The organism is Phenylobacterium sp. (assembly GCF_035569475.1).
In the GTDB taxonomy this organism is placed as follows: Bacteria; Pseudomonadota; Alphaproteobacteria; order Caulobacterales; family Caulobacteraceae; genus Phenylobacterium.
Window position 1 is genome coordinate 12,720 of sequence record NZ_DATMNA010000086.1, and the last position, 18,762, is coordinate 31,481.

The following is an 18,762-nucleotide window of genomic DNA, read 5'->3' on the forward strand; positions in this document are numbered from 1 at the left end:
CCTCTGCTCAGCCACGGTGCGCGCCCATCGCGCTGAGCGATGAGGCTGCCGGAGAGTCCGGCAGGGGCGCCGAGTCGTCAACGCGATCGGCGACGCGAGATCACCTCGCGTAAACTTGACGGGGCGGCCCTCGCGGGACCATGACCCGGCCATGGCCGACGCCCCCGTCCTCGCTCCCAGCCTTTCCGCCGGCTTCCCGCCCGCCACGGACGCCGACTGGCGCGCCCTGGTCGACAAGACCCTGGGCGAAGCGCCCTTCAGCTCCCTCGAGAAGACCACGGTCGAGGGCCTGGCGATCGAGCCGCTATACGCGCCCGCGGCCGCGCCCGCGGCGCCGACCCGCGAGGTCCCCGCCGACCGCGCCTGGGAGGTGGCCACCCTCACCGCCCATCCGGACCCCGCCCGCGCCAACGCCGAGCTCCTCGCCGACCTGCGCGGCGGCGCGGCGGCGGCGGTCGTGCGAATCGACCCCACCGGCGAGACCGGGACCGCCATCGGCTCGGACGCCGCCCTGGCCCGCGCCCTGGACGGCGTGATCCTTGAACTGGCGCCGGTCGCGCTGGACGCGGGCTTCCTGGGCCCCCAGGCCGCCGACTGGCTGAGCGCCGCCGCCAAGGCCTCTCCCGCCGCGCTCCTGCGCCTCCACCTCGACCCCTTGAGCGCCTTCGCGGAAACCGGCGCCAGCCCGGGGCCGATCGAAGCCCACCTGATCGCCGCGGCCAACGTCGCCGCGCGCCTGGCCGAGACCTATCCGGCGGCTCAGCTCTTCCTGGCCTGCGGCCGTACGGTCCACGAGGCGGGCGGCGGCGAGGCGGGGGAAGTCGCCTTCGCGGCGGCGGCGGCCGTGGCCTACGCCAGAGCCCTGGTGCGCGCCGGCCTGCCCATGGCCGCCGCCTTCGGCCGCATCACCCTGGGCCTCAGCGCCGACGCGGACTACTTCGTGACCATCGCCAAGCTGCGCGCCGCCCGCGCGGTCTGGGCGCGGATCGCCCGGGCCTGCGGGGCCGATCCGGTCGCCCGCATCGAGGCGCGCACCTCGCGCCGGATGCTCACCGCCAAGGACGCCTGGAGCAACATGATCCGCCTCACCGCGGCCGGGTTCGGGGCGGCGGTGGGCGGCGCCGACACGGTCGTGCTCGGCCACTTCACCGACGCCCTGGGCCTGCCCACCGAGTTCGCCCGCCGCCAGAGCCGCAACACCCAGCTCGTCCTGATGGAAGAAGCCCACATCGGACGCGTCGCCGACCCCGCCGCCGGCTCAGGCTACGTCGAGGCCCTCACCGACGAGATCGCCCGCGCCGCCTGGGCCGATTTCCAGGCCATCGAGGCCGCCGGCGGCATCGTCGCCGCCCTGACCGCCGGCCAGGTCGCCCGCGCCGTCGACGCCGCCAAGGCCGCGCGGCCCGAGCCCAGGATCGTCGGCGTCACGGCCTTCCCGCCGGCCAAGGACACGCCCGTAGAGGTCGAGATCGCCGCGGCCAGGCCCGCCGGCGCGCCCTCGGCCCGCCTGCCCGGCCCGGACAGCGCCTGCCCGCCGCTCACGCCGATGCGTCTTTCGGAGGCGTTCGAATGAGCCGCTTCCCCGATTTCACATCGCTGCCCTTCGACGCCCTGCCGCCCCAGCCGCCGCAAACCGGCGAGCCCTGGCAGACGCCGGAAGGCATCGCGGTCCGTCCCGCCTATGGCCCACAGGACACCGCGGGCCTCGACACCTTGACCGGCTACCCGGGCCTCGCGCCGTTCCTGCGCGGCCCCTATCCGACCATGTACCTGACCAATCCGTGGACCATCCGCCAGTACGCAGGCTTCTCCACGGCCGAGGACTCCAACGCCTTCTACCGGCGCAACCTGGCGGCCGGTCAGATGGGCCTCTCCATCGCCTTCGACCTGGCCACCCACCGCGGCTACGATAGCGACCATCCCCGCGTGAAGGGCGACGTCGGCATGGCAGGCGTCGCCATCGACTCGATCCTCGACATGCGGACCCTGTTCGACGGCATCCCGCTCGACAAGATGAGCGTCTCGATGACCATGAACGGGGCGGTGCTGCCGATCCTGGCGCTCTATATCGTCGCCGGCGAGGAGCAGGGCGTGCCGCACAAGGCGCTCTCCGGCACCATCCAGAACGACATCCTCAAGGAGTTCCTGACCCGGAACACCTACATCTATCCTCCGATCCCCTCGATGCGGATCGTCTCGGACATCTTCGCCTACACCTCCAAGGAGATGCCGCGCTTCAACTCGATCTCGATCAGCGGCTACCACATGCAGGAAGCCGGCGCGACGCTCGACCTGGAGCTCGCCTACACCCTGGCCGACGGCATCGAATACGTCCGCGCCGGGGTCGCCGCCGGCCTGCCGGTGGATTCATTCGCGCCGCGCCTGTCGTTCTTCTGGAACGCCGGCATGAACGCCTTCATGGAGATCGCCAAGCAGCGCGCGGCGCGCCTGCTCTGGGCCAAGCTGATGAAGTCCGAGTTCGATCCCAAGGACGCCCGCAGCCTATCCTTGCGCGCCCACACCCAGACCTCCGGCTGGTCCCTGGCCGCCCACGACGTCTTCAACAACGTGGCGCGGACCACGGTCGAGGCCATGGCCGCGGTCGGCGGCCAGACCCAGAGCCTGCACACCAACTCCCTGGACGAAGCCCTGGCCCTGCCGACGGATTTCTCCGCCCGGATCAGCCGCAACACCCAGCTCTTCCTGCAGGCCGAAAGCGGCCAGACCCGGGTCATCGACCCCTGGGGCGGCAGCTACTACATCGAGCGCCTGACCGCCGACCTGGCGGCCCGCGCGCTCACCCACATCGCCGAGGTCGAGGCGCTGGGCGGCATGGCCAAGGCCATCGAGAACGGCCTGCCCAAGCGCCGCATCGAGGAGGCCTCGGCCCGCACCCAGGCGCGCATCGACGCCGGCCTCCAGAGCGTGGTCGGCGTCAACCGCTATCGCCCGGACGTCGCCGACGAGATCCCGGTGCTGAAGGTGGACAACACCGCGGTGCGCGAGCAGCAGCTCGCCAAGCTCAAGCGCCTGAAGGCCGAGCGCGACCCGGCGGCCGTCGCGAGCGCCCTTGCGGCCCTCACCAACGGCGCGGCCGGCGGCGGCAATCTCCTGGAGCTGTCGGTCGACGCCGCGCGCGCCCGCGCCACCCTGGGCGAGATTTCCGACGCCCTGGAGACGGTTTTCAACCGCCACAAGGCCCACGCCGATGCCGTGAAAGACGTCTACCTTCGGGAGAGCGGCGTCACGGCCTCCGCCCGCCGCGCCCAGGAGATGGCCACGGCCTTCGCCCAGGCCGACGGCAGGAAACCCCGCATCCTGGTCGCCAAGATGGGCCAGGACGGCCACGACCGCGGCCAGAAGGTGATCGCCTCGGGCTTCGCCGACCTCGGCTTCGACGTGGAGATCGGCGACCTCTTCCAGACGCCCTCTGAAACCGCCGCCCAGGCCGTGGCCGACGGCGTCCATGCCGTGGGCGCCAGCTCACTCGCCGCCGGCCACCTCACCCTGGTCCCGGAGCTGAAGAGCGAGCTCGCCAAGCTTGGCCGCGAGGACATCATGGTGGTCGTGGGCGGCGTCATTCCGCCCGAGGACTTCGCGGCCCTCCGCGACATGGGCGTCGCCGCCATCTTCACGCCGGGAACCACCGTCCCCGAGGCGGCGATTTCGGTGATCGAGCGCCTCAACGAACAGCTCGGCTACGCCCAGGAACAGGCCGCGGAATAGGCTACCGCTTGACCGCGATACCCATGACCTCGAACTTGGCGCCACCGAGCAGGTGATCGACGCCCAGGTAGGCGCGCGCCGGCATCGGGCCTTTGAAATAGGTGCGGTAGACTTCGTTGAAGGCCGCATAGTCCGCGAGGTCCGACGAGAAGATCTGCACCCAGACGAGGTCGTCCATGGTCAGGCCGCCCGACTCCACCTCCCGTTTGACGTTGTCGAGCACCCGCTTGGCCGCGGCCGCGCCGGTGTCCCCCGCCACCGGCCCGCGGTCGGTCGTGCCGGCGACGTAGAGGGTCTTGCCGGCCAGGACGGCGCCGCTGTACGGCGGGTTCGCCCCGCCCGCCCCGCCTGGGGTGGCGGGGAAATGCTGCCGCTCGGCCTCGGCGGCGTGGGCGGCCAGCGGCAGGAGCGCCACGGCCACGGCGAACGATAGGCGTCGGATCATCAGGTCTCCCCCCACGGTTGAGCTCCAGAGCCTAGCAGGCCGGCCAGGCCGGCTCCAGCGAGCGGGCGCGGCCTGGACAACGCCTGTAAACCTCGGTCGAAGCTGGTCTGTGGACTCGACCGCGGCCGCAGCCCGTGAACTATTCCGTGAGCAGTTGGGGCGGGCGCATGTCGGACGAAACGCTGGAACGCAGCACCCTGCGCAAGGTCGCCTGGCGCCTGCTGCCGCTGATCGGGCTGGGCTACCTGATCTCCTACATGGACCGGGTGAACATCAGCTTCGCCGCGCCGCAGATGAACGCGCAGCTCGGCTTCACCGCCTCGGTCTACGGCTTCGGCGGCGGCCTGTTCTTCATCAGCTACGCCCTCTTGGAGGTCCCCTCGAACCTCGCCCTGGCGAAGGTCGGCGCGCGCCGCTGGCTCGCCCGGATCATGGTCACCTGGGGCCTGGTGGCCATGAGCATGGCATTGGTCCGCACGCCGCTGCAGTTCTACGCCGTGCGCTTCCTGCTGGGCGCGGCGGAGGCGGGCTTCTTCCCCGGCGTGATCTACTATCTGGGCCTCTGGTTCCCCCACGCCTATCGCGGCCGGGCGATCTCGCGGTTCTATGTCGCCGCGCCCCTGGCCTCGGTGGTCATGGGCGCCGTCGCCGGAAGCCTGCTCGGCCTGGACGGCCATTTCGGCCTGCGCGGCTGGCAGTGGCTGCTGATCGCCGAGGGCGCGCCGGCGGTCATCCTCAGCATCGTCTTCCTGAAGCTCCTGCCCGACCGGCCCGCCGACGCCGCCTGGCTCTCGCCCGAGCAAAGGGCCTGGCTGGAGGCCCGCCTCGCCGCCGACGACGCCGCCGTCGCCGCCCCTGAGCACAGCCAACTCCGCGCGCTCCTGCGGCCCGAGGTCCTCGCGCTCGTCGCGATCAACTTCCTCTACCTGGGCCCCTACTATGCCTTCACCCTGTCGGCGCCGACCATCCTCAAGGGCTCGACGGGGCTCGACGCGGCCCATGTGGGCTATCTGGTGGCGGCGGGCGGCCTGACCGGGGCGGCCGGCATGGCGGCCATAGGCTGGAGCTCGGACCGCCTGCGCGAGCGGTACCTGCACCTTGCCGCGCCCCTGGTCGCTGTCGCCGCGGCCTTCGCGGTCTTGGCCTGGTCGCCGGCGCCGCCGGTGGTGATGGTCGCCTATCTTGCCATGATGGCCGGCTATTTCGCGGTGAGCGGCGCCTTCTGGCTGGCGCCGTCGGAGATCGTCCATCCGCGCGCCGCGGCGGTGACGGTGGCCGCAATCAACGGCCTGGGCCAGGTCGGCTCGTTCGTCTTCCCCTGGCTCTGGGGCTTGGCGAAGGATTCCACCGGCGGTTACCACGCCGGCATGAGCCTGCTGCCCGTCGCCTTCCTGGCGGGGGCGGCGATCATGCTGGGATTGCGCCAGGCGCGGCATACGCCGGCCCGCTAGAGCCAAACGAAAAACGCCGGGGCGCGAACCCCGGCGTTTCCCGATCTTTTGAACCCGAAAGCCCTTAGCGGCTGGTCGGGGTCTCGTTGAAGGCCTCGGCGTTGCGCGCGGCTTCCGACTTCGGCGCCGCCGAGGGCGGGGCCGCGGCCGAGCGGCGGCTGCCCATCATGGATTGCGCGGCGGCCAGTTCGTCGCCGTCCAGATAGCCGTCGTGGTTCTTGTCGAGTATGTCGAAGTACTTGAGCAACATCGCGCCGGTGCGACCCTTCAGCTCGGCCTTCTCGATCTTGCCGTCCAGATTCGAGTCCAGCATGCCGAGCAGCCGGGTCTTGCCCATCTCGTCGTCATAGCTGACCCGGTGCGACGAGGTTTCCCCCACCCAGCGGTAGCTGAGCGAGGTGAACAGCATCTCCTGGAACGACTGCTCGCCCCACGAGACGTTGATCTTCGGGTCCGGGTTCGACGGATTGCGCGCCGAGTTGTCATAGACGTAGTGCGCCACCAGCTTCGAGCCCGCCGGCACCTTGATCGGCTCCGCGAAGGTGTAGCTCCGCTGCCAGTTGAAGTCGTAGCGCGGCAGGGCCAGCAGCTCCTTCATCTTGCCGTCCGGATACTGGATCCAGAGGTCCGACGAATAGGCGCGATAGTGGGCGTGAGGGAAGGCCGAGTAGAGCAGCGCGTCGTGCGGGAACTGCACGTAGGCCACTTCCTTGTGGCGCGCCTCGCCCGCCGGGATTTCGATGTTGGTGTTGATCACCACCACGCTGTGCATGATCAGTTCCGGCGGTTTGTCATAGAAGTAGAGCGCGACCTGGCTCTTGTCCTCGACCTCCTTGCCGAACGGCGTGTAGTGCATCTGGAAGCCGTAGGCGCCGCCCGGCGGCAGATAGACGCCGGCGTTGGCGGGCTCCGTGGAGCTTTCCGCGCCCACCGCATAGCCCGCGCCCAGCGACGCGGCCCACTTGGTCTCGGACGAACGGCCATCAGCCGGCATCGATTCCATCCAGCCGGTCAGCAGGTGGTGCACGCCCTGGCGCGAGCCAGGCTTCACGGTTGAGGCGCGGACCCACTTGCCTTCGGTGAGCGTGCCGGCCACCGCCGGACGCTGGTAGTCGACCACGCCCGAGGCGGGGATCTTGAAGGCCGGCACCTCGATGATCAGGTCCGGCTTGCCCAGCGGCCACTCCTGGGCGACGTGCTTGACCGCGCCCAGCGGGTCGGCGCCCTCGCCGCGCGGCGCGCCTTCCTCGATCCAGTGGACGACGGTCTTCACCTCGTCCGCCGTCAGCCGCTTGTCGTCGGAGAATTTCCCGATGTGCGGATCGGCGTGATAGGGCGGCATCCGGTCGGTGCGGATCACCTCGCGGATCATCGGGGCGAAGCCCTTGACCATGGCGTAGTTGGTCATGGCGAAGGGGCCGATGCCGCCCTCCTCGTGGCAGGCCACGCACTTGGCCTCCAGGATCGGCGCCACGTCCTTGACGTAGGAGACCTTGGCCACGCCGCGTTCCGGGAAGGCGATCGGCGCGCCCTTGCTGGGCTCGGCCTGCGCCAGGCTCACCGGCTGGCCGGCGGTGAGCGCCTCGAGCGCCTTGGCGGACCCCGGCAGGGCGCCGTGATAGACCACCTTCCAGGTCTTGGGATCGACGACGATGACTTCCGCCGAGCGGGTCACGCCCAGGCTCTCGCCGACCAGTTGGTAGCTGTCCATCAGGATCGGAGTGTCGTAGCCGGCCTTCTCGGCCTCGGCCTGGATCGCCTCGCGGCTGTCCTTGAGGCTGGAGTTCAGCATCATGAACTCGACGCCCTTGGCGGCGTAGGCGGCCTTCAGCCCCTTCAGCGCCGGGGCCTGGGCCCGCATCACCGCGTCTCCGTTCGCCTGGCTCACGATCACCACCGCCTTGGCGTCGGCCAGCCGGAAGAGTTCGTGGGCCTCCATGTTGGCGTCCACCAGCATGAAGTTGTCGACCGAGGCCGCCATCGGCGCGGTCGCCGCCGCAGCCGATCCGTGCCCAAGGGCGCTGGCCGTCTGGTCGCTCGTGCAGCCCACCAGCGCCGCGGCGCTCGCGAACAGGGCCAGGACCCCAAGCTTCGGACTGTTCATCGAAATCGCTCCCCAGATCGTCGTCCGCCACGCCCGCAGGCGCGGCCGCCCTTACGCTGTATATCGGCCGACCACGTTACACGAATATTGCCGCGCCCGCATGCGACCCAGCGTCTGTGGGCTAGTCGCCGCCGCCCGCGCTCTTGGATGCAATCTGCTGACGCTCCATCGGTCCGCTCCTCTCCCACGGCGCTGCGCGCCCCGGAGAGGAGCGGACCGAGAATCTGGATCGTACGCATTCCCGCCGTTGCTGATCGCCGGTGAGTGCGTTTACCGTCGCCGCGAGTGAACCGCTGGGGGGCGGCATGGACATCCACAAACCCAAGCCCTGGCACGGCGTGCGCGAGTTCCTGAAGGAGTACGTGATCATCGTCGTCGGCGTGCTGACCGCGCTGGGCGCAGAGCAGGTCGCGGTGGCGCTTCGCGATCGCCACGCCGCCGCCGAAGCGCGCGGCGCTGTCTACACCGAGATCCGCCTCAACCTATCCTACATGCAAGGCCGTATGGCGACGCAGGCCTGCGTGGAGCGGCGGCTCGATGAAATTGGAACCTTGTTGGTCAAGGCTGGCGAAGGCCCCCTGACGCCGAGACCCGACTGGATCGGACAACCGTCGAGTTGGTTGATCGCGGCGCAGCGTTGGCAGGCCGCGACGGGGTCTGGAAGGGTCAGCCTCTTCGACGATGCGGAACAAGGGCGCTTGGCGGGGGTCTACAGCCCCCTGTCGCGGTTTGCTGACGCCCAGGAGAGTGAACAGGCGGCATGGGCCCAACTGCGCGGCCTCGAAACCTGGACCGGCCCGCTCGGCCCGGCCGGGCGCATACACTTCCTGTCCGCCCTGCAGCAGGCCCGCTACGAACTCTGGAACACGCGAGTGGCTATGGAAATCGCTTTCCGACGAGCTCGAGCGCTCGGGATCACCAAGGAAACGCCAAAGGCCACGGAGGCGGGATACGAATTGCCCCACGCGGTCTGCCTGCCCATCGACACGCCGCGCGATGAGGCCGTGTCGCAACTGGCCGTGGACAGCCCGCCATGGGGGCAACCCAGATAGCTTCAAGGTCCCTCTTCCGCGAAGCCGTGTTCAAAAGCGTCGGGTGTCCCGGCGCTCCGCCGAAACGTCAGGCTTCGGCCCCTGACCTAGGACTGCTTTCGGACCCATAGCGGAAGTTCCGCAGATCCGTGTTATGCAAGTCTCCAGCGCCAGGCGGGGGGCAGCATGGACATGATAGGGCGGGCGCCCAAGCGCGGGTCGCCGCCGAACGCCCAAGGGACATCCTGAGATCCCGCCCGATCACGTCCATCCTTCGCGCAGCCCATGCGCCTTGGAAGAACTCCAGAGTCAATCTGGGCCGATGTTGCGTATTCTACAGTATTCGAAAACTAAAAAAATTCATCATCGGGAGAAATACTATGAATCACGCTAGTCGTGCTATCGGACTTATTGCTGGCGTTGGCGGATTGCTCGTCGGCGCGGCAGGATCAAGCGCAGCCCTGGCACAGCAGCCTGCTGCGCCCCAGGCCATCGAGATCACGCTCCTGCACGTGAAGCCGGGCCAGGAACAGGCGTTCCAGGACTGGGTCAAGAACGAATCCAATCCCCTGCGGATCAAAGGCGGGGTCAAGGACCGCGAGACCTGGACGACGACTATGGGTCTCGGCGGAGAGGTGTATTTCGTGCGCCCGATCACGGGGGTCTCAAGCTACGACACGCCTCCCAGCGGTGTCAGTCAGGCCGAGACCGCGGCGGTGGTGGCGAAGCGGCAGTCGATGATCCTGGACTTGCGCACCTACCTCGTCACGCCGCGGCCGGAGCTCAGCGTCGCGCCGAAGCCGGGTTATCGGCCCAAGCTGGCGGTCCTCTCGACCCAGGGCGTCGCGCCGGGCCACGTCTCGGCCTATACGACCAACCTGAGGGCGCTCACGGCGGTCATCGCAAAAACCAACGCCAAGGGCGTTCTGGTGTCGCAGACCGGCCTGGGCGGCGACCCCAACGAGTTCAATGTCGTGGTGCTCTTCGACTCCTTCGCCGACCTGGACAGGTTCCCGGCCGAGTTCGGCAAGGCGGCGACCGCGGCGAAGCTGCCGCCCGAAGCCGCCGGCGTCGTGGCGCGCACGAACTATCGGGTCATTCGCTATCAGCCGGAACTGAGCATCGTCCCGGCGCGATAGGCCGCGGACCCCGGTCGGCCTGTCGATCGGGGAGTTCGGCCAACGGCTATCCGACGGAGCGGGAGCCGGCTCCCGCTCCGCCCTCGCCGAGTTCCGTTTGCGCGCGCGCCGGAGCACGGCTGGCTTCCGAGCCGCCAAAGCCCGCTTCCGAGACTGCCGCGCCTCAGCCGGCGGCCGATGGACACTGACCGCTAACTCCCCGGCAGTTCCTCGGCGATCACCTTGAAGCCCGCGAGGGTGTTGGGGCCGAAGCTGGTGACGATCGCCGCGTCGGTGGCGTCGCGGCCGCGGGCCATCAGGATGCGGCCGATGCGGGGCTTGTTGTGCCGCGCGTCCAGCACCCGCCAGCGGCCGCCGAGGTAGGCCTCGAACCAGGCGCTGAAATCCATCTCGCCCACCACCGGCACGCCGATGTCGCCCAGGTAGCCCGTGCAATAGCGGGCCGGGATGTTCATGCAGCGGCAAAGGGTGATGGCCAGATGGGCGTAGTCGCGGCAGACGCCCTGGCGCTCCTCATGCGCCTCGAACGCCGTCTTGGTGGGCCGTGCGTGCTCGTAGCCGAAGGTGATCCGCTCGTGGGCGTATTTCACGATCGCCTGGGCGCGGCCCCAGCCGGGCGGCACGTCCCCGAACAGCCGCCAGGCCAGGTCGCTCAGGTGCTCGGTCTCGCAGTAGCGGCTGGCCAGCAGGAACACGATCACGTCGTCCGGCAGGTCTTCGACGGCATGCTGGATCGCTTCCGGCGTCACCGGATCGGGCTCGCCGGAGTCGCGGATCACGAAGTCGGCCGACAGCACCGTGCGCCCCGCCGGCAGCACCACGCGACTGCACAGGTTGCCGAAGCTGTCGTGATACTGCGCGACCGGCAGCGACGGGTCGGTGCGCACCACATCGACCGTCTCCAGGTCCTGGTGGCGCGAGGCGTGCACGTTCAGCAGCAGCAGCATCGGCGTCGGCTGCGGACACTCGTAGGTGATCTCGTAGCCGGCTCGGATGCGCATGGGAGTCCTTGGGCTGGTTAGCGTCCCTGCGCAACACGCCTGAGCGGCGCCGGTTGCGTATCGGCGCCGGCTTCCACGGAAACCTCCACCTCCACGTCCATTCCCAGGTAATCGGCGGGCAGCCCTGCCCAGGTTCCGTGCAGGGGCACCGCCTGGCGCGGATCGCGGGCGATCGCCACGCGGACCAGGTCCTGGTTGCCGACGATGCCGTTCGTCGGGTCGAACTCCACCCAGCCGCAGGACGGCAGGAAGACGCGGACCCAGGCGTGGGTGTGGCCGCCGCCCGCTCGGCCGGCTTTTGCGGACGATGAATAGACGTAGCCTGACACGAACCGCGCCGCGAGGCCCAGGCTGCGCACCGCCTCGATCATCAGCATGGCGAAGTCGCGGCAGCTCCCCGCGCCCAGCGCCAAGGTCTCCAAAGGATCCTGCGGCCCCCCGGTAAGGCGCGTCCCATAGGCGAACTCGCCGTGGATCGCGTGGGTCATGTCGGAGAGCAGGGTGCGCAGGCTGGTGGGCCCGGCCCGGCGCACGAACCGCCGCGCCCAGGCCTCCAGCTCGCCGGCCGGGTCGGCGTGCTGCCGCTCGATGGAGCGCGTCAGGTCCGGCAGGTCTTCCGGGCTGTAGGCGAAGGGCAAGGTGGCCGCATAGCTTTCGCCGTCGAGGTCGAAGGCGGGCTGCGGGGTGTGCTCCAGCGTCACCCGGCTTTCCACCGACAGCCGTTCCGCGCGGCCGGTGAAGCGGGCGATCGACACGCAGTTGCCGAACACGTCGTGGACGTTGCGCAACACCGCCGGCTGCGGCCACACCGCGAGGTCTGCCGAGACCAGCCGCTGGTCATAGCTTTCCAGCGGCCGCAACATCATCCGGTGCTCGCCCAGCGCCACCGGGTTGCGGTAGCGATAGGCCGTCAGATGGCGAATGGAGACCAAGGGCATTGGTGAACGGTGCGGGCGATTCCGTTAACGGGTCCATGACGCTGCTTGCGCCCGATGAGCGCAGCGTGGCCATTGTGCTGAATCCGGGCGCCGCGTCGCCTTTTCTGCTTCTGGGCGACCACGCGGGCCGCGAAATACCTCTCGCGCTGGGCGATCTGGGGCTTCCGGCCGCCGAGTTCAACCGCCATATCGCCTGGGACATCGGGGTCGCGGGCCTCGGCGCGCGGCTGTCGCAGGCCCTGGATGCGGCCTTCCTGCGCCAGCGGTTCTCGCGCCTGGTGATCGACTGCAACCGCGACCCGGCGCGGCCCGACGCCATCCCCGAGGTCAGCGACGGCGCCGTGATTCCCGGCAATCGGGGCCTTTCCGCCGCCGCCCGCGAGGCCCGCGTCGCCGAGGTCGCCCGGCCCTACCACGCCGCGATCGCCGCGGAGCTCGACGCTCGCGCCGCGCACGGCCTGGGCACCACCCTGGTCTCGCTGCACTCCTTCACGCCGCGGATGAACGGCTTCGACCGGCCGTGGCGCTTCGGGGTCCTGCACGCCGGCGACAGCCCCTACTCCCGCGCGGTCCTGGCCCGGCTGCGCGGCGAGTTGGGCGAGGCCCTGGTGGGCGACAACCAGCCCTACCGCATGGACGAGGTCGACTTCACCATTCCGGTCCACGCCGGCGGCCGCGGCCTCGACTACCTTGAGCTGGAGGTCCGCCAGGACCTGCTCGCCGACCCCGCCGGCCAGGCCGAAATCGCCGAAGTCGTCGCACGCCTGCTCCCGGCCGCACTGGCGGACGCGGGCCAACCCTAAACTGAAAACCTAATCAGCTCGTTGTAATTACACGATTTCTTTCGTCATTCCCGGCCTTGTGCCGGGAACCTATGAGCTCCGTGGCGGTCCCGACGGGTTTGGGCGTCAGAACAATTGGATGATCTGCCCTACCCCGGCCGCCGCATCGCGCGCAGGATGTACGCAAGAGCGGCCCATGAGCCCCACGGAGGAGGAAGCCGGATGAGTGAAACCGCCAACGCCCCCGCGCCGCAGGCGGCGACGTCGCCCTCCGTGCGCTTCGGCTTCGTCAAGTTCGTGGTCCGCGACCTTGCCGCCATGCGCGGCTTCTACGAGCGCGCCTTCGGCCTGGTCGTCGCCCAGACCATCGACCTGCCGGAAATCGTGGAGCTGGTCCTACGCCGACCCGGCGAGGAGGCCGGCTTCAGCCTGATCCTCTACTGGAACAGGGACGGGCGCGAGACGGCGGTCGGCTCGGCCCACGGACCGCTCGGCCTCTACGTCCGCGACGTGGATGCGGCCTACGCCCATGCGGTCAGGCAAGGCGCCGCGCCGCATCGCGAACCGTGGGACGCGGACGGCATGCGGGTGGCCTTCGTCCTCGACCCGGAAGGCCGGGAACTCGAACTCATCTCGATGCGGCGCTGACGCCTGCCGAACTGCGCTCGGCGAGGAACAGCCCTCGGCGGCGGCGGGTTCTCCATCGATAAGGAGCTCCCCCGCCATGTTCACCCTGCCGAAGCTGCCGTACGACTATGCCGCGCTCGAGCCGACCCTGTCGGCCGACACCCTCCACACCCACCACGACAAGCACCACAAGACCTACGTCGAGAAGACCAACGAGCTCAGCCAGAAGGCCGGCCTCGACGGCCGCCCGCTGGAGGAAGTGGTGCGCGAAGCCTCGCGCAAGGGCGAGAAACCCCTGTTCAACAACGCCGCACAGGCCTGGAACCACGCCTTCTTCTGGCACTGCATGACGCCGAAATCGGCGGAGCCCTCCGGCGCCCTGAAGGCCGCCATCGAGCGGGCCTTCGGCAGCGTCGACGCCTTCAAGGACGCCTTCGTCGAGGAAGGCTTCAGCCACTTCGGGTCGGGCTGGGTATGGCTGGTCACGGGGTCCGAGGGCCTGAAGGTGGTCTCCACCCACGACGCCGACGACACCCTGGTCAAGGACGGCCTCTTCCCCCTGCTGGTCTGCGACCTTTGGGAGCACGCCTACTATCTGGACTACAAGAACGACCGGAAGAGCTTCCTCAAGGCCTGGCTCGACAAGGTCGCCAACTTCGCCTTCGCCGAAAAGCAGCTCGCCGCCGCGGACGGCCAGGCGGAGGGCTTCCGCTATCCGTCGCCCGGCGCCAACGACGACGGCGACCGCCGCGAACCGCCCGGCGAAGGCGAGCAGCGCCCGCGGGCCTAACGCTCAGCGCCTGACGGCCCGAGATAGTCGACGTAGGCCTGCGCGCCGTCGCCGGAGATCCGGGCCTCCACTTCGAAGACCTCGCGCAGCAGGCCGGCGGTGAGCACCCTCGCCGTCGGCCCGAAGGCGGCGAGCCGGCCGGCCTTCAGCGCCATGAGATGGGTGGAAAAGCGCAGGGCCAGCGTCAGGTCGTGCAGGGCCGTGACCACCAGCCGGCCCTGCCCCGCCAGCCCCTGCAAGCGCGTCACCGTGTCCAGGGCGTGCCGCGGATCGAGGCCCGCGATCGGCTCGTCGGCGATCACCACCTGAGGGTCGCCGATCAGGGCCCGGGCCAGCATGGCGCGCGACAGCTCCCCGCCCGACAGCGTCGTCGCCGGCTGCAGCCGGTGGCCGGCCAGGTCGCAGGCGGTCAACGCCTCAGTCAATAGAGGTTCGAGCCTGCCGGGCAGGCCTCCGAACGCTGGAAGTTGCGGCGTCAGCCCCAGCGCCACCAGCCGCTCCACGGCGATCGGCCACTCGGCGCGCGGGCTCTGCGGCAGGTAGGCGCGCCGCCGCGCGAGCTCCCGCCGGGCCAGCCGCGGCAGCAGGGTCCCGTCCAGGCTGACCGCGCCGTCGTCGGGCGCCAGCAGGCCGGCCAGCACCGACAGCAGGGTCGACTTGCCCGCCCCGTTCGCCCCTACCACCGCCACGAAGCTCCCGCCCTCCAGCGCGCACGAGACGTCGTCGACGATTGCGCGGCCGCCGCGCCTTACACTGAGGTTTGTCGCGCAAAGCCTTGTCATGGCGCGAGTTTCCGCAATCTCAGCAACAGCCAGAAGAAGAACGGCGCCCCGATCAGGCTGGTGATCACGCCCAGCCGCAGCTCGGTGTTCGTGTGGATCACCCGGGTGCCGATGTCGGCCAGCAGCAGCAGCGCCGCCCCGAGCAGGGCCGAGGGCAACAGGGTCCGGCTCGGCTGGTGCCCGACGAACGGCCGCACCAGGTGCGGGGCCACCAGGCCGATGAAGCCCACCGAGCCCACCACCGAGGTCGCCGCGCCCACCGAAAGCCCGACCCCCAGCAGGACCAGGACGCGGGTGCGGTCCACGGCCACGCCCAGGCTCTCCGCCTGCGCCTCGCCCAGGGTCAGGGCGTCGATGGCTCTGCCCATGCTCGACAGGATCGCCATCCCGGCCACGATGAAGGGCGCCGCCAGCAGCACGTGGTCCCAGCTCTTCTCGGAGAACGAGCCCAGCATCCAGATGCTCATCTCGTAGGCTGCATAGGGGCTGGGCGCGAAGTTCAGCGCCATGGCCAGGAAGGCGGCCATCAGGCTCGACACCGCCGCCCCGGCGAGGATCAGGGTGAGCGAGCTGGTCCGCCCGAAGGCGAAGGTGAGCGCGCCCGCGCCCATCGCCCCCGCCAGGCCCAGCACCGGCGTCGCCAGGGCGAAGACGTGCGCCAGGCCGAAGTAGATGGCGATCACCGCCCCCAGCGCCGCCCCGTTGGTCACCCCCAGCAGGCCGGGCTCCGCCAGGGGGTTGCGCAGCAGGCCCTGCAGCACCGCCCCCGAAAGACCCAGCGCCGCGCCCACGATGATCGCCAGGACGGTGCGCGGCAGGCGCAGCTCGGTGACCACCACGCCGGCGAGGCTGGCGTGCGGCGAGACGATCCCGGCCCAGAGTTCGGCCGGGCTTATGTTCACCCGGCCGAAGAACAGCGAGGCGACCGCCGCCGCCAGCAGGACCGCCGCGGCCAGACTCGGCAGGACGAAGCCCGGCAGGCTGCGCGCGGGCTTCATCGCGCGGCCTCCCGCGCCGGCAGGGCGGCCAGCGCCCGGCGCAGGTCGCGCGCGCTGTCCGCCGACTGCGGCACGCCGCAGGTGTGGGTGATGTCGTTGTAGGCGATCCGCCGTCCCGCATAGAGCCGCCGAACCGCCCGATGCTGGCCCTCGTCGCTGAGCAGCGAGGGCCGGCCCAGGGTCGCGCCGCCGTACAGCAGCGCGTCGGGGGCCGCGGCCAGCAGTTCCTCGACGCCGAAGGTGGATTCCGCGGCGCCCGGCTGGGCGGCGATGTTCACCGCGCCGGCGGCGGTGACGATGGCGTCGGTCAGGCTGCCCTTGCCCGGCACGGCCGAGCCGCCGCTCCAGGCCACGACCCGCAATCTGCGCGGCGGCGGATGGGCCGCCAGGTCCGCGAGCGTCGCATCCATGCGGGCGATCAGGGCCTCGGCCCGCGCGACCTCGCCCACCGCGGCGCCCACCTGGCGCACCACATCGCGGATGTCGGCGAAACTGTCGGCGTTCTTCACCTCCACCACGGGCGCATCCATCCGCCGCGCGATCCGCCGGATCATCGGATTGGAGAGGCCGCTGTCGAGGATCAGGTCCGGCTTCACATTGACGATGTCCTCGGCCGAGCCGTGGTTGAGCGGGATGCCCGCCGCCGCGCCCGGGAACAGCGCCTGGGCCGCCTCGGGCGCCAGGAAGGTCACCGAGGCGATCCGGGACCTGGGCGTCAGTTCCAGCAGCAACAGGTCCGTGCAGACGTTCAGCGACATGATCCGCTGCGGAACGCCGCGCTCCGCCGCCGACGCGGGCGGAAAGGCTGCGCCCATCAGGGCGACGGCCATCCCAGCCACGGCGGTGCGGAGCGCGGGTCGCATGTCCCTAGAACCTCAGCCGGACGCCGCCATAGGCCGCGCGGCCCGGCGCCGCGAAGCTGAACACCTCCTGGTAGCTCTGGTCGAACAGGTTCTCGACCCGGCCGAACAGCTCGACCGTGTCGTTGACCTTCCAGGTCCCGCCCAGGTTCACCAGGGTGAAGGCCTTCAGCGACACCAGCACCGGCGTGAACGACGGGTCGGTGAACGCTAGGTCGTTCTGCCTGCCGTTGTACCGCACCGTAAGCGTCGCGCTGAACGGCCTGCCGCCCGGCGCCCAGGTCAGGTTCGCGCTGGCGATGTCCCGGGCCCGGCGCACGGCCTGGCCGTCGAAGGTGACGAACTTGCCGGCCAGGATCACCGAGCGGGCCTGCGGCGCGTCCAGCCAGGTGTAGGCCGCGTCCAGCCGCCAGTCGGGGCTGAGCTGGGCGTCGGCGAACAGCTCCACCCCGCGCTGCTTGTCCGTCCCCGGCAGGTTCACCGGCATGGCGACGCCGGTGGCGAAGCTGGTGGTGATCTGGTTGCTCAGCCGGTTGTCGAAATAGGTGGCCCCGACGTGGGCGCGCCCGCCCAGCAAGGTCTGGTCGACGCCCGCCTCCCAGCCTTCCGATTTTTCCGGCTGCAGGTTCGGGTTGCCGATGAACCGCCCGGCGAAGAAGTCGAACAGTTCGCTGAAGCTCGGGTCCTTCACCCCCGAGCCCGCCGCCGCATGCACCCGCGTTCCCCCGTCGAACCGGTAGCTCGCCTGGGCGCGGTAGGTGGTGTCGTCGGCGAAGCGGCTGTTCCAGTCATGCCGCACCGAGGCTCCGAACGAGGCGCGATCGTCCACCGTCAGGTCGTAGGCGCCCACCAGGCCGGTGGTGTCGATCCGCTCCTTGCCGGTGAAGGCGCCGAAGGGCGAGACCGTGGTCTGGGAGGTGGTCTGCTCGGCGTCGAAGGCCAGGGTCACCCGCTGCTTCAGGTGCTCGTCGCCGAACCGGTAGGCGCTCTCGTAGGACTCCCGGAACCGCGTGCCGTGGTCGCCGGAGACCTTGACGATCGCCTGGCCCGCGGCCGGGGCGAAGGCGTTGGCGACGTCGAAATCGCTGCGCCGGGTGTCGGCGACCTGGGCGCTCGCCGCATTGGTCCAGCGCCCGTCCGGCGAGGCCAGCTCCGCGCGCAACAGCCCATAGACGGCCTCGTTCACATAGTGGACGCCGGGGCTGTCGAGGGTCAGGCCGAAGGTCCGGCTTGCGCTGTTCTGGTCGCTGTCGTCGGTGTCGGCGTCGGTGTAGCTGTAGCGGCCTACCGCGGTGATCCGCAGGTTGGGCGCGGCGGCCCAGACCAGCTTGGCCGAGGCCCCCGCGCTGTCGGAGCCGACATTGCGATGGCCGCCGACCGCCACCGGATAGCCGTCGGTGTGCAGGCCGCTGGCCGAGACAGCATAGTCGAGGTCGCCGTTGACGCCGGCCGCGCGCGCGCCGCCCGCATAGGTCCCCATCGACCCGCCCTCGGCGCGCAGCCGCACGCCCGGCGCCTCGGCGCCCGTGAGCGTGGTGTAGCTGATCACCCCGCCGATGGCGTCGGAGCCGTAGAGCGAGGACTGCTGGCCGCGCAGCACCTCGATCCGCGCGGCCTCGTCAGCGATGATCGTACCGAAGTCGAACTCGTCGAAGAACGGGTCCGAGGCCTTGATCCCGTCAATCAGCACCAGGGTCTGGTTGGCCTCCGACCCGCGCAGGCGGACCTGGGTCATGCCGCCCACGGCGCCTGTACGGCTGACGGCGACGCCGGGCGCGTCGCGCAGCACGTCGGAGACGACGCGGACCTGGCGGTCCTGCATCGCCTGGTCGTCGATCACCGTGACCGAGGCCGCCACCAGGTCGCTGGGCGTGGCGTCGCCGGAGCGGGAGGCCGTGACCACCAGCGGGTCGACGATCGCCGTGGGCGCTGGCGCGTCGGCGGCCAGGGCGTGAAGCGGCGCCGCCGCGGTGAGCGCCAGGAAACCGGCGCCGAGGAAGTATCTGGGCATGAAAGCCCTCCGTTGCCTTGCGTCTGAACGACAGGCGGAGAGCCTCCCCATGGGCTTGCGCCCGCAAGGCCGACGGA

The 18,762-nt window shown here is 70.3% G+C and carries 16 protein-coding genes; 8 read left to right on the plus strand and 8 right to left on the minus strand.

All coding sequences use genetic code 11. The annotated features are described in order from the left end of the window. Positions 1-151: 151 nt before the first annotated feature. Positions 152-1,573 (plus strand): methylmalonyl-CoA mutase family protein, encoded by a 1,422-nt coding sequence (locus VNW53_RS12790; RefSeq protein WP_325556058.1) that lies wholly within the window; start codon positions 152-154, stop codon positions 1,571-1,573. Then, positions 1,570-3,726 carry a methylmalonyl-CoA mutase gene (gene scpA, locus VNW53_RS12795; protein WP_325556059.1) on the plus strand — a complete coding sequence of 719 codons (2,157 nt, stop codon included), beginning with the start codon at positions 1,570-1,572 and terminating at the stop codon, positions 3,724-3,726. Before VNW53_RS12790 ends, scpA begins: the two co-directional genes overlap by 4 nt. Position 3,727: 1 nt before the next feature. Here the strand turns inward: scpA and VNW53_RS12800 are convergent, their stop codons facing one another. Further along, positions 3,728-4,171 (minus strand): RidA family protein, encoded by a 444-nt coding sequence (locus VNW53_RS12800; protein WP_325556060.1) that lies wholly within the window; start codon positions 4,169-4,171, stop codon positions 3,728-3,730. Between the two features lie 167 nt (positions 4,172-4,338). Between VNW53_RS12800 and VNW53_RS12805 the strand changes: the two genes are divergently transcribed. Beyond that, the gene (locus VNW53_RS12805) at positions 4,339-5,622 is read left to right on the plus strand and encodes an MFS transporter (protein WP_325556061.1); all 1,284 of its coding nucleotides are present in this window, start codon (positions 4,339-4,341) and stop codon (positions 5,620-5,622) included. Between the two features lie 64 nt (positions 5,623-5,686). Here VNW53_RS12805 and VNW53_RS12810 read toward each other — a convergent pair whose 3' ends face one another. Continuing rightward, the gene (locus VNW53_RS12810; protein ID WP_325556062.1) at positions 5,687-7,726 is read right to left on the minus strand and encodes a redoxin family protein; all 2,040 of its coding nucleotides are present in this window, start codon (positions 7,724-7,726) and stop codon (positions 5,687-5,689) included. 305 nt (positions 7,727-8,031) lie between these two features. Between VNW53_RS12810 and VNW53_RS12815 the strand changes: the two genes are divergently transcribed. Continuing rightward, positions 8,032-8,778, plus strand: coding sequence for a hypothetical protein (locus tag VNW53_RS12815; protein WP_325556063.1), 747 nt, complete (start codon positions 8,032-8,034; stop codon positions 8,776-8,778). A 407-nt stretch (positions 8,779-9,185) separates the two neighbouring features. Continuing rightward, entirely contained in the window at positions 9,186-9,896 is a 711-nt protein-coding gene (locus VNW53_RS12820; protein ID WP_325556064.1) for a hypothetical protein, read from the plus strand. A 191-nt stretch (positions 9,897-10,087) separates the two neighbouring features. Here the strand turns inward: VNW53_RS12820 and VNW53_RS12825 are convergent, their stop codons facing one another. Next, complete coding sequence (locus VNW53_RS12825) at positions 10,088-10,897, minus strand: transglutaminase family protein (protein WP_325556065.1); 810 nt, start codon at positions 10,895-10,897, stop codon at positions 10,088-10,090. Positions 10,898-10,914: 17 nt separating this feature from the next. Further along, positions 10,915-11,835, minus strand: a complete 921-nt coding sequence (locus VNW53_RS12830; RefSeq protein ID WP_325556066.1) for a transglutaminase family protein — start codon at positions 11,833-11,835, stop codon at positions 10,915-10,917. A 65-nt stretch (positions 11,836-11,900) separates the two neighbouring features. Here VNW53_RS12830 and VNW53_RS12835 point away from each other — a divergent pair, with 65 nt between their 5' ends. From VNW53_RS12835 to VNW53_RS12845, 3 genes are all read left to right on the plus strand, one after another. Beyond that, the gene (locus VNW53_RS12835) at positions 11,901-12,638 is read left to right on the plus strand and encodes an N-formylglutamate amidohydrolase (RefSeq protein ID WP_325556067.1); all 738 of its coding nucleotides are present in this window, start codon (positions 11,901-11,903) and stop codon (positions 12,636-12,638) included. 201 nt (positions 12,639-12,839) lie between these two features. Then, positions 12,840-13,265 carry a VOC family protein gene (locus VNW53_RS12840; protein WP_325556068.1) on the plus strand — a complete coding sequence of 142 codons (426 nt, stop codon included), beginning with the start codon at positions 12,840-12,842 and terminating at the stop codon, positions 13,263-13,265. A 76-nt stretch (positions 13,266-13,341) separates the two neighbouring features. Continuing rightward, positions 13,342-14,034, plus strand: coding sequence for a superoxide dismutase (locus tag VNW53_RS12845; RefSeq protein WP_325556069.1), 693 nt, complete (start codon positions 13,342-13,344; stop codon positions 14,032-14,034). Here the strand turns inward: VNW53_RS12845 and VNW53_RS12850 are convergent. The 4 genes from VNW53_RS12850 to VNW53_RS12865 are packed head-to-tail and all read right to left on the minus strand — an operon-like array spanning position 14,031 to position 18,685. Further along, positions 14,031-14,816: an ABC transporter ATP-binding protein gene (locus VNW53_RS12850; protein ID WP_325556070.1), complete on the minus strand. Its 786-nt coding sequence runs from the start codon at positions 14,814-14,816 to the stop codon at positions 14,031-14,033. The genes VNW53_RS12845 and VNW53_RS12850 overlap by 4 nt on opposite strands. Then, a complete protein-coding gene (locus VNW53_RS12855) occupies positions 14,813-15,814 on the minus strand; it encodes an iron ABC transporter permease (protein WP_325556071.1) in 1,002 nt (333 codons plus the stop codon). Before VNW53_RS12855 ends, VNW53_RS12850 begins: the two co-directional genes overlap by 4 nt. Further along, entirely contained in the window at positions 15,811-16,677 is an 867-nt protein-coding gene (locus tag VNW53_RS12860; RefSeq protein WP_325556072.1) for an ABC transporter substrate-binding protein, read from the minus strand. The genes VNW53_RS12855 and VNW53_RS12860 overlap by 4 nt, the downstream gene beginning before the upstream one ends. Before the next feature lie 4 nt (positions 16,678-16,681). Next, positions 16,682-18,685 (minus strand): TonB-dependent receptor, encoded by a 2,004-nt coding sequence (locus VNW53_RS12865; RefSeq protein WP_325556073.1) that lies wholly within the window; start codon positions 18,683-18,685, stop codon positions 16,682-16,684. Positions 18,686-18,762 lie beyond the last annotated feature (77 nt).